The organism is Catenulispora rubra (assembly GCF_015356825.1).
In the GTDB taxonomy this organism is placed as follows: domain Bacteria; phylum Actinomycetota; class Actinomycetes; order Streptomycetales; family Catenulisporaceae; genus Catenulispora; species Catenulispora rubra.
In genome coordinates, this window is the sequence record NZ_JAACYW010000347.1 from 1 (window position 1) to 11,513 (window position 11,513).

Consider the following 11,513-nt stretch of genomic DNA (forward strand, 5'->3'; position numbering starts at 1 on the left):
GACAGGGATGGGGCAGGGCGGTCTTTTCGGGAAGTTGTTCGGGCGGAAGGGCACCGGGGTCGGTTCGAGGGCTGATACGCCGCCGGCGAGCAGCGCGTCGCCGCCTCGACACGACCGGCCGCAGCCGCGTGTTCAGGACGCGGTGCCGCAGCCGGTCACCGCCAGATGGGATCAGGACGAGGCGCTGCGGCACCTCCTCGGCGACGCCGCCGAAGTCGTGGCTGTCATGCAGGTCCTCGACCTCTGCGACACCCTGCGCGGCCCGACGCCGCCGACCTCTTGGCGTGAGGAGATGGCGGCGCTACTCGACGACAACGCTGCGGGCGTCGATGCGCTGCGGACGATCGCGCTGCGCGAGACGCCGTTCGACGACCCCGAGGCGGACCACCGCGTCTCGTTCGCGCGTGCCGTGGTGTGGGCGATCGGCCTGACCGAGCCCGGCGAGGCCGTCGCGCTGCTCGTCCGTGTCGCCGACTTGTACGGCGCGCCGGGGCGCGGCCGCGACTACCGTTCCGTGGCGCTCTCCGCGGTCGAGGCGCTGGGCCGGATCGGCGGTGAGCGTGCGCTGCCGGCGTTGCGCGAGATCAAGGCGCAGGCGAAGCTGGGCGCCGTTCGCCGGGCTGCTTCCCAGGAGCTCGACCAGATCCTGGGGGAGGAGAACCTTTCCCGCGCCGATGTCCCCGAATGGCAGGCCGAGGACTTCGAGCTCGACCGCGACGGCGTGCGCGTCATCGAGCTCGACCGCGGCTACGCGGCGACGATCGAGCTGGCGGTCGACGGGACCGTGACCTGGTTCTACCGCAGCCCGGCCGGGCAGCGGCTGCCCAACAAGCCGACGAGCCTGCGCGCCGACCGGGCCCGCGAGGCGGTCGATCTCGCCGGGAACCTCCAGACGGTCGTCTACGCCGAGCGCTTCCGTCTCAAGCAGCTCATGCAGGATCAGCGAACCCTGACATACGAGGACTGGATGGAGTTCTACCTCGGCAACCGCGTCACCGGACGGTTGTGCCGGGCACTGGTCTGGGAGTCGTCGATCGACGGAGGCGAGCACTGGCGCCGGTTCCTGCCGGCGTGGAGCACCCACCGCGAGGCCTGGCTGCGCCTCGGCGAGGACGGCGTCTCGCACGACATCGCGGAGGAGTCGCAGGCCCGCATCGTCCTTCCGAAGCACATCACCCCCGCCGAGACGCGGGCTTGGGCCGCGCGGCTGCGGGCGCTCAGGTTCACGCAGCCGTTCAAGCAACTGGATCTGCGGCGGTGACCCGGGGAAGTGGCGAGCCCGGCTTGCTCCCGCAGCGCAGGAGCAAGCCGGGCTCTGTCATGCCAGCGTCATACCGACAACGACGTCATACCGACAACTGACTCAGCCCTTGGCGACGTTCGGCGTCGACAGGTGCGGTGCCCCGGCGTGGGCGGCGCTCGTCGCGGAGCCCGACGCGGTGGCGATGTCCGCCGCCAGCTGCTGGTCGACGTGCAGCGGCAGGGCGCCGGTCCCGCCGAACACGTAGGCGTAGTTCACGGCGCCGCGGTTGACGTCGATCAGGGTGTTGTCGGCCGCGCTGAGGCCCGCCTTCGGGTTCACGAGCAGCAGCGGGCCCCCGCGCTCGCCCATCAGGGCGCCGCCGGACAGCGAGTCCGGCCAGTTGGCGCCGGTCGCCACGCCGACCGAGCCGAAGGCGCCGAAGATCTCGTGGGCGACCAGGTACGAGGTCTGGTACCGGTCGGCGCCGACCAGGGCCTCGTAGCCGGAGTACTTGGCGCCCTTGAGCGCCTTGTCCCCGGCCCCGCCGACGGCGGCCACGAAGAGCTGGCCCTTGCTCAGCTTGCCCTGCAGGAAGGCGTCCGTCGAGGCGGGCAGGGTGGTGCCGTTGGTCAGGACCACGACCATGCCGTTGTAGGTCCCGGCCGCCGCACCCGCGGACAGCGCGTCCGGGTAGTCGGTGCCGGTGGCCACCAGCACGTTCGAGGCGTTGGGGTCGACCGTGTTCGCGATCTTGACCGCGGTCTCGAACCGGTCCGCGCCCGCGACCCGGTCGACGGTGTAGCCGAGCTTGGTCAGCGCGGTCTGGACGGCCGGCGAGATCGCCGCGGTGCCGCCGAGGATGTAGACCGTGCCGGGGGTCGGCAGGATCCGCCGGATCTCGGTCAGCGTCTCGGGGTTCAGCTTGGCGCTCTCGGTGAGCAGCAGCGGGCCGTTCTTGTGCGCGGCCAGCGCGGCGCCGCCGAGGGCGTCGGCGAAGACGTCGGAGCGGCTCAGCACGACCGACTTGGCCTGCGGGCGCGGGTCGCCCTGGCCCGCGCCGGCGCTGCGCCAGGTCCCCCGCGAGGCCAGGACCGCGGTGTCGACGCGGTCGGAGCCGGCGAGGCGGATGACGTGGCCCGGGTTGTCGGTGCGCACGGCCAGGGCGCCGGTGAGCGTCGAGACGCTCGTCTCCAGCTGCGGCGCCGGCGCCGCGGCGGCCAGCGCCTGCGTCACGTTCACCTGGTAGGTGCCGTCGGCGTGGCCGCCGGCCGGGACCTTGCGGTTGGTGTACTCGAAGGCGACGGTCAGGTCGGTGAGGCCCTGGGTGTCGGCCTGGTTCGCGGCCTCGAAGATCGGCGTGGCGTGGCCGCCGGTCATCCAGGTGATCTGCTTCGGCGCGGACCAGGCGTTGTTCTGCCAGGACGTCGCGAACAGCTGCGCGTCGCCGTTCGCGTCGTCGCGGGCGAAGACCACCGTCTTGCCGTCCGCGGAAATGGTCGGTGACCAGCCGCCCTTCGTGGCGACGTCCGGGGCCGCGATCGTGGTGAACGCCTGCTGGCCGTTCGTGCCGTAGGAGGCCACGCCGATACCGGTGTTGCCGGAGCCGTCGGTGGTCTGCACCACGACCGAGCCGGCCAGGTCGGCGGCCACGTCCGGGCTGCTCAGGCCCAGGCCCGCCGGCGCGACGGACGCCTGGACGACGTCGTAGGTCGGACTCGGGGTGCCCACGGAGCCGCCGTTGGCCAGCGCGCCGACGACCTTGGCGCCGGCCCCGGTGCCCTCGGTCCAGTACACGGACTCGCTCATGGAGTCCCAGACGGTGTGCGACGGCGCGACACCCTGCGCGACCTTGACACCGTTGGTGCCGTTGTAGTCGGCGGTGTAGATCCCGTTGTCGGCGCCGATGAAGGCGAACCGGCCGCCCTGCCCGGCCCACGAGACGTCGTGCGCCCCGCCCGGCAGCGCGACCGTCCCTCCGCCGACGATGTGGATCGCGCCGCCGGCGGTGATCGTCACCGGGTTCGTCCCGGCGCCACCGTAGGTGGTCGCGTGCGCCGCGCCGCCGGCGGCCAGGACGGTACCGATGGAGGAAGCGAAGAGCGCGGCGACCGCGACCGGCTTCCGGTTGAACTTGCTGGACAAAAGACCCTCCCCGGAATTAGGTGTCGACACTGCGTTCGACACCAGAGAGCGGCAGAATACAACCTCGGCGGGAGTGGCTTTGACCAGGCTCCACACCTTGGCGCGGGGGGTCTGGACCACGCCGCGGTCCGCATTCGCAGAGCGATGTCAAGTGCCTGTGATTTCGGCCTTCTGGCGTGCGGCGGCGGACGTGGTCGAAGACCGATCGCCAACCCGGGTGCGTACTACGTCATACGCGCTTGACCGCAGACGGTGCCGTCCGCGCACCGTCACACCGCGATTCCGAACGTATGCGGCCGCCGTAACCGCGATTGTTGCCGCCGCGTGACAGCCCGGAAATCCGTTCTTCCTACGGTTCTGCTCGGGATACAGCGGGATTCGGCGGGATATCGCGGGATGGAGCATCGGTGGCGTCTGGCGTGAAGGTCGGGGGCGTTCGGACCGTGTGCTCGTACTGCGGCGTCGGGTGCGGGATCGTCCTGGACATCCGGCGGGACGGGCCCGACGGACGCCGACGCGCGGTGAAGGCCTCGGGCGACAAGGCGCACCCGGCCAACTTCGGCCGCCTGTGCACCAAGGGCGCGACCAGCGTGGACATGATGGCCGCGCCCGGACGCCTGGAGACGGCGCTGGTGCGCGCCGAGCGCGGTGCCGAACCGGTGCGGACCGGTGTGGACGAGGCGATCACGGCCGTGGCCGCGCGGCTGCGGGCGATCCTGGACGAGCACGGCCCGGACGCCTTGTCCTTCTACGTGTCCGGGCAGATGTCGCTGGAGGCGCAGTACCTGGCCAACAAGCTGGCCAAGGGCTTCGTGCGGACCAACCAGATCGAGTCGAACTCCCGGCTGTGTATGGCGTCGGCGGGATCGGGCTACAAGCTGTCGCTCGGCGCTGACGGCCCGCCGGGCTCCTATCAGGACTTTGATTCCGCGGACCTGTTCTTCGCCATCGGCTCCAACATGGCCGACTGCCACCCGATCCTGTTCCTGCGGATGATGGAGCGGGTCAAGGGCGGCGCGAAGCTGATCGTCGTCGATCCGCGGCGCAACGCCACCGCCGACAAGGCGGACCTGTTCCTGCCGATCAAGCCCGGCACCGACCTGGCGCTGCTCAACGGCCTGCTGCATCTGCTGGTCGCGGACGGCCACATCGACCAGGACTTCATCGCCGAGCACACCGAGGGCTGGGAGGCGATGCCCGCGTTCCTCGCCGACTACCCGCCGGAGAAGGTCGCGCAGATCACCGGGCTGCCTGAGGCCGACATCCGGCAGGCCGCGGCCTGGATCGGGGCCGCGGGGGAGTGGATGAGCTGCTGGACGATGGGACTGAACCAGTCCACGCACGGCACCTGGAACACCAACGCCCTGGTCGACCTGCACCTGGCGACCGGCGCGATCTGCCGTCCCGGATCGGGTCCGTTCTCCTTGACCGGCCAGCCCAACGCCATGGGTGGCCGGGAGATGGGCTACATGGGTCCGGGACTGCCGGGCCAGCGCTCAGTGTTGGTCGAGGACGAGCGCGCCTTCATCGAGGATCTGTGGCGCATCCCGGCCGGTTCGCTGCGTACTGAGGTCGGGCGCGGCACGGTGGAGATGTTCGAGCAGATGGGGACGGGCTCGATCAAGGCGTGCTGGATCATCTGCACCAATCCGGTCGCCTCGGTCGCGAACCGCAAGACCGTCATCGCCGGTCTGGAGGCTGCCGAACTGGTCATCACCCAGGACGTCTTCGCCGAGACCGAGACCAACGCTTACGCCGACGTGGTGCTGCCGGCGACGCTGTGGGCCGAGTCGGACGGCGTGATGGTGAACTCGGAGCGGAACCTCACGCTGGTGCAGGGGGTCGTCGACCCGCCGGGTCAGGCGATGCCGGACTGGCGGCTGATCGCGCGCGTGGCGTGCGAGATGGGATTCGCCGACGCCTTCACGTACGACAGCGCCGAGGAGGTGTTCGAAGAACTCAAGCAGGCGTGGAACCCCAAGACCGGCTGGGATCTGCGCGGTGTGAGCTACGAGCGGCTGCGCAGCACACCGGTGCAGTGGCCCGCCCCGGACGCCGACGGCCCGGACCGCAACCCGATCCGCTACGTCAACGACGGCGTCAGCCAGACCTTGCGGGAACGCGCGGACGGCACCCGTCCCCGGCTGACGTTTCCGACGGCGAGCGGCCGCGCGCAGTTCTTCGCCCGGCCACACCTGCCGTCGGCCGAGCTCCCGGACGACGACTACCCCTTCGTCCTGAACACCGGACGGCTCCAGCATCAGTGGCACACGATGACCAAGACCGGGAAGGTCGCCAAACTCGTCAAGCTCAACCCCGGCCCGTTCGTCGAGGTCCATCCCGAAGACGCCGCCGTCCTCGGGGTCGTCGAGGGCGATCATCTGGAGGTCGCGTCCCGTCGGGGGCGTGCGGTGCTGCCGGCGGTCGTCACCGATCGGGTGCGGCCGGGGACGTGCTTCGCGCCGTTCCACTGGAACGACCTGTTCGGCGAGTACCTGAGCATCAACGCGGTCACCAACGACGCCGTCGATCCGATCTCGTTCCAGCCGGAGTTCAAGATGTGCGCCGTGAGGCTCGCCAAGACGGTCGCTCCGGTCTCCGCGCCCGGCCCAAGCATTGAGCCTGAGGTTGTTTCGGAGGCGGGGGAACTCGCTGCGGTGTTCGGTATCGGCGATCTCGCTCCGGTGGTCTTGGCCGAGCCGGAGCGCCGATATCTGGCCGGCTTCCTGTCCGGTCTGGCGCTGGCACCGCCGGACGGCAGTGTTCCGGTTCTGCCGCCGGGCGCTCCTTTCACGCCGGAGCACGCGCTGTGGGTGGATGGCGTGTTGGCCGGAAGGTTCTCGCGTACCGAGGTACTCCCTGCTGCGCAGTCGCGGCGGCTCATAGTCCTGTGGGCCTCGCAGACCGGCAACGCCGAGCAGTTCGCGGCCACCGCCGCCGAACGTCTGGCGACCTCCGGCCGCGTCGCCGAACTGCTGCCCATGGCCGACGCCACCCCCGAACACCTGGTGCCCGGCACCGACGCGCTGATCGTCACCAGCACCTTCGGCGACGGCGACGCCCCCGACAACGGCGCCGTGTTCTGGCAGGTGCTGACCACCCAGGTCGCCGGTCGGCTCGACGGGCTCCGCTACGCCGTCCTGGCCTTCGGCGACTCCAGCTACGACGACTTCTGCGGGCACGGCCGACGGCTCGACGAACGCCTCGCCGGGCTCGGCGCCACCCGCCTGCTGGCGCGCGCCGACTGTGAACCGGACTTTGAGGAATCCGCCGATCAGTGGCTCGACAGCTTCATGAGTGCCCTGGCACAGCCGGTCGTCGTTGAGGAACCGGCTACTGTGCCCGCAGCAGCGGTTGCCGCAACGGACTTGTCCTCGTCATCGGTCTACTCCAAGGCGTCGCCGTTCGCGACCCTGCTGGTCGGGAACCGGCTGTTGAGCCTGCCGGGATCCGGCAAGGAGGTCCGGCAGTTCGCCTTCGACACGCGTGATGGCGAACTCGTCTACCAGGCTGGAGACGCGCTGGGGGTGTGGCCCGCGAACAGCGCGGCCCTGGTGGGGGAGTGGCTGGCGCTGACCGGTGCCGACCCCGCCGAGCCGGTCGACGTCGGCGACACGCCGCCGCTGCCGTTGGCCGAGGCGCTGCGCACCCGCCTGGACATCAGCAGGATCACCACCGACCTGCTGAAGTTCGTGGCGGACCGTACCGGCAGCCACGATCTGAAGCGGCTGTTGCGCCCGGACAACAAGGACGAGCTCGCCAAGTGGGGCTGGGGACGTCAGGCTGCTGATCTCGTCGCCGCGTTTCCCGTGCGCGCCTCGGCGGCTGAGTGGGCCGGCGTTCTCAAGCGTCTGCAACCCCGTCAGTACTCGATCTCCTCCTCCCCGCTGGCTCATCCCGGTCAGGTTCGGCTCACCGTTTCCGTGGTCCGCTACCGCAACGAGGCGGGCCGGGACCGTCACGGCGTCTGCTCGGCGTACCTGGCCGACCACGCCGACGACGGTCCGGTGCAGGTCTTCGTCCAGCCGTCGCCGCACTTCCATCCGCCTGCCGATCCCGCGACCCCCATGATCATGGTTGGGCCCGGGACCGGGATCGCGCCGTTCCTCGGCTTCCTAGAGGAGCGCCGGGAGCGTGGTCACACCGGCGCCAACTGGCTGTTCTTCGGCGAGCAGCATCAGGCCACTGACTTCTACTATCGCGAGGAGCTGGAGGCGTATCAGGCCTCTGGCCACCTGGACCGGCTGGACGTCGCCTTCTCCCGTGACCGGCGGGTCAAGGTCTACGTCCAGGACCGGATGCGCGAGAACGGCGTCCGGTTGTGGAAATGGCTGCAGGACGGTGCGCACATCTACGTCTGCGGTGATGCGGCTCGCATGGCCAAAGACGTCGACCAGGCGCTGATGGACATCGCGATCGCCCACGGCGGGATGGACGACGACGAGGCCGCGGCCTACGTGCGGCGCCTGTCGACGGAGAAGCGTTACGTGCGCGACGTCTACTGAGCGACGGCGTCGCGACCGGTGTTGGGAAGTCGCGGCCGGGTGCGGCGGGTCTAGCCGACGTCGAGGAGCTGTTCGTAGAAGCCGCCGAAACCGCGCGCCGGATCGGCGAGGTGGATCTCCAGGATCCAGTGGCACACGCGCCCCGCCTTGTCCTTGCCGCGCATCGGCGTGGTGTTGGCCGGTGCGATGTAGGACTGGATCTTCTCGGCGTCCATGATCTCGTGCGGGAACTCTCCGACCAGGTGCCCGGCGAACCCGCTTCCGCCCAACTCCCAGCCGGCCGCCCGGGCCAGCCGGGCGATCTCGGCGTGCAGCTCGGCGCCGGTGATGTCCGGGCGCTCGGCGAAGTACCGGCGGCCGGCGTCGAAGATGGTCGGCAGGTCGGCGGCCAGCCGGTGCTTCACGGGGTCCTCGCCCAGGACGTAGGTGCGGCCGAGGTCGGCCTCGAAGTCGGCGAAGATCGGGCCGAAGTCGGCGAAGGCGATGTCGTCGGGCTGCAGGATCCGGTCCGGCGGGTTGTCGCTGTAGGGCAGCAGGGTGTTCGGGCCGGAGCGGATGATCCGCTTGTGCCAGTGGCGGGTGGTGCCGAACAGGTCGTCGGCCAGATCGCGGATCCGGTCGCTGATCGCCCGCTCGGACTCCCCGGCGACGATCAGGTCCCGGGCGACGACCTCGTCGAACAGCGTGAGCGCGTTGGCCTGCGCGGCGAGCAGCCGCCGGACCCGGAAGTCCTCGGCGGTCGCGGTGTCGACGTAGACCCACGCCTTCTCCCCGGACCGCAGGGCGACCTGGATGCGCAGGTAGTCGACCTCGTATGCGTCGGCGGCTGCCAGGTCGTCCGGGCTGAGGGCGAACACCACACCTTCGACAAGGTCGCCCGCGTCGTCGGACGGCATCGCCACCGGATGCTCCGCATTGCCGCTGACGGCGATCACCGAGGGGTCGGTCATGATCGCGGTCTCCAGACGGAAGCCCGGCAACGCGTCGGGCCGGCCGGCGAGCTCGTGCCCGAATCGCGCGGTCTGCACCTGCGACAGTTGCAGTGTTCCGTAGGAAAACAACAATTGGTCAGCCATGCGAACCCCTGGGGCGTGTGCGACGAAGCGGTCGTTGCCACGATAGATCATCGCATCGCGTGTTTGCAGAAGCGATCCGGCGCCCTCGCTTCGAGGTGCATATGCTGGCTGAATCACCTGATATAGGTCGCATATGCGTCCGCGACGATCATTGATTTGCATATCAGTGTGCGGGGGCGGTTAGCGTAAGGGTAGACCGGGCAGGTCCCGCTGGGATGGGGCGGCCACGTCGGCCCACAGGACGATCCTCAGGGGGATGAGCATTGCAGCCCATGGAGCCGTATCAGTCCGAAGCTGCAGGCGCCTTCTCCGCGCTGGAGGAGATCAAGAAGCTCGCGTTGTCGCGTCCTGCCGCGCGTGGAGGGTTGGACCGGCTTCGTGGCCAGCGCATAACCGTGATCCCCGAGCTTGATCCGAGTCATCCCGCCGGCGCCGATCGTGGTAACTGCTACGTCGACGCCGGAGCGGGCGCGATCGCCGTCTGCGCGGGTCCGTCGGCCGTGGAGCCGGACAGCGTGGCGCGGATCAGTGCCCGTATTCAGGCTCCGGTGCTGTTCCTGGAGCCGGCCGACACGAGCTACCGGATCTGGCAGGCCCGAGCCTGCGGCGCCGACCTGGTCGTGCTGCCGGCCGCGACGCTGTCCGACTCGGCCCTGTACTCGCTGTTGGAGCGGGCCGAGTCGCTCGGCATGGACGCCGTCGTCGAGGTGCGCTGCGGCGCGGATCTGGTGCGTGCCCTCAAGGCCCGGGCCCGGGCCGTTCTCGTGCGGCCGACCGCCGACGCGGCACCGGCCGGGGCGAGCGTGCACGATCTGCTGTCGATGGTCCCCAACGGCGTGGTGAAGCTCGCCGAGTGCGGCCCGACGGGCCGCTCGGGCCTGATCGCGTGTGCCCGCAACGGCGCCGACGCGGTACTGGTCGGGGCGTCGCTGCTGACCGGCGCCGATCCTGCGGCGACCGTCGCGGACTTGGCGGCGATGGGCGCGCATCCGGCGCTCGCTGCGCGCGGTAGCCGGGCTGCTTAGTCTGGGCGCTGCGGCTTTGTGCGTGGGCGCGGGTGGCTGGTGTCGGGTGGGCGGTTCACCCCGCCAGAGGCGCTAGGTCATCAAACCATGCGCGAAGCCGTAAAGAGACTCTAAAACCCATAAACAAAGCCGCACCCCAGCCACCCACACATAAAGCAGCGCCTTGATCTGCGTACGCGGCTTATTGGTGCAGGACCACCAGCGGCACCGGTTGCCCGGCTTCAGCGCCGGGCGGGACTGCCGCGAGGGCGTCGGCCAGGGCTGCGCCGTTGAGGAACGCCGGGCGGTCCGTGCCCAGCATCCGCACGCTGGCACCGTCCCACATCACCGGGATGATCCGGGTCTGATCGGTTGAGGCCTGGATCGGGGTGAGCAGCGGGGCTTGCGGAAGTGCTGTGAGGCGGCGGCCTGACAGTCCGCTGATCAGCGGCTCCAGCAGCGTGTACGCGGCGACGAGCGCGGCGAAGGGGTTGCCGGGCAGGCCTATGACGAACGGGCCGCCGCGCAGCCGGGCCAGCACCTGGGGGCGTCCCGGTCGGCAGGCGACGGTGTCGACGATCCACTGCGCGTCGCGCTCGGTCAGGAAGCGCCGCAGTCCGTCGGTGACGCCGACTGACGTTGAGCCGCCGACGACGACCACATCCGTGTCCGCGCCTGCCGCAGTGGTCGCCTCCAACGCCTCCACGGCCGCGCCCAGCGCCGAGGCCGGGTGGTCGGGCACGTGGATCACGTCCTCCAGCCGCCCACCCATCGCCTGCACGAGCGAAGGCAGCAGCGGACTGAGCGCATCGCGGACCCGGCCGGGCCCCGGACGGCCGTGGCGGTCCAACTCGTCCCCGGTCACCACCGCCCGCACGATCGGCGCGCGACGCACCAGTAGCTCGTCGTATCCGCAGGAAGCCGCCAGGCCGAGCAGCGCCGGACCGGCTCGTGTGCCGGCCGGAGCCAGAGCGGCGCCGGCCGGCGCGTCTTCTCCAGCGTGCCGGATGTGCTTCCCGCGCGGAAGGTCAGGGCCGACCAGGCTGGTGCCGCTCAGAACGGCCGCCTCCATCGGAAGCACCGCCCACGTCCCGGCCGGGACGACCGCCCCGGTCGAGATCCCGACCGCGCACCCGGGCTCCACCCGGCCGCCGGGCCACGGCCGGCCCGCGCGAGCCGCGCCGACCACCGTCCAGGGCCCGGCGCCGGATACCGCGTAGCCGTCCATCGCGGCGGTGTCGAACGCGGGCATCGGCGCCGCCGTCACGAGGTCCTCGGCCAGCGCCAGCCCGGCCGCCGCGCCGAGCGCCACCCGCGTCGCCGGTGTCGGCACGGCTGCGGCGTGCGCACGTTCCCGCGCCGCCGCCCACGCCAGAGCGCGGCTGGTATCCCGTTCGGCTGTCATGACCACGATTTAGGGCTCGCAGATTATTAACACGCTGGTTTGATCTCGGTGGGCTGGTTGTTGTCTTCTGCGAGGAAGGCGATGAGGTCGGCTGGTGTGGGGAAGCGGGCTGTGGAGGGGGTGATCGTGTATCCGTGC

General features: G+C 70.5%; 6 protein-coding genes and 1 pseudogene. 3 read left to right on the forward strand and 4 right to left on the reverse strand.

Annotation, left to right across the window (positions count from 1 at the left end):
• Nucleotides 1-1,261, forward strand: a 1,261-nt coding sequence (locus tag GWK61_RS47885) for a DUF4132 domain-containing protein (protein WP_228564160.1), incomplete at its 5' end; no start/stop codon positions are given.
• 102 nt (nt 1,262-1,363) lie between these two features.
• Here the strand turns inward: GWK61_RS47885 and GWK61_RS47890 are convergent.
• Nucleotides 1,364-3,385, reverse strand: coding sequence for a cell wall-binding repeat-containing protein (locus GWK61_RS47890; RefSeq protein WP_194920007.1), 2,022 nt, complete (start codon nt 3,383-3,385; stop codon nt 1,364-1,366).
• 407 nt (nt 3,386-3,792) lie between these two features.
• Here GWK61_RS47890 and GWK61_RS47895 point away from each other — a divergent pair, with 407 nt between their 5' ends.
• Nucleotides 3,793-7,890 (forward strand): bifunctional nitrate reductase/sulfite reductase flavoprotein subunit alpha, encoded by a 4,098-nt coding sequence (locus GWK61_RS47895; RefSeq protein ID WP_194920010.1) that lies wholly within the window; start codon nt 3,793-3,795, stop codon nt 7,888-7,890.
• Between the two features lie 50 nt (nt 7,891-7,940).
• On the opposite strand, the gene GWK61_RS61210 is transcribed toward GWK61_RS47895, so the two are convergent.
• Nucleotides 7,941-8,603 (reverse strand): M24 family metallopeptidase, encoded by a 663-nt coding sequence (locus tag GWK61_RS61210; RefSeq protein WP_369125672.1) that lies wholly within the window; start codon nt 8,601-8,603, stop codon nt 7,941-7,943.
• 45 nt (nt 8,604-8,648) lie between these two features.
• Nucleotides 8,649-9,128 (reverse strand): annotated as a pseudogene (locus tag GWK61_RS61215) (gamma-glutamylcyclotransferase family protein); the annotation flags it as partial.
• A gap of 110 nt (nt 9,129-9,238) precedes the next feature.
• On the opposite strand from GWK61_RS61215, the gene GWK61_RS47905 reads away from it, so the two are divergent.
• A complete protein-coding gene (locus GWK61_RS47905) occupies nt 9,239-9,991 on the forward strand; it encodes an indole-3-glycerol-phosphate synthase TrpC (RefSeq protein ID WP_194920023.1) in 753 nt (250 codons plus the stop codon).
• Nucleotides 9,992-10,172: 181 nt separating this feature from the next.
• Here GWK61_RS47905 and GWK61_RS47910 read toward each other — a convergent pair whose 3' ends face one another.
• Entirely contained in the window at nt 10,173-11,375 is a 1,203-nt protein-coding gene (locus GWK61_RS47910; RefSeq protein WP_194920025.1) for a molybdopterin-binding protein, read from the reverse strand.
• Nucleotides 11,376-11,513: the final 138 nt, after the last annotated feature.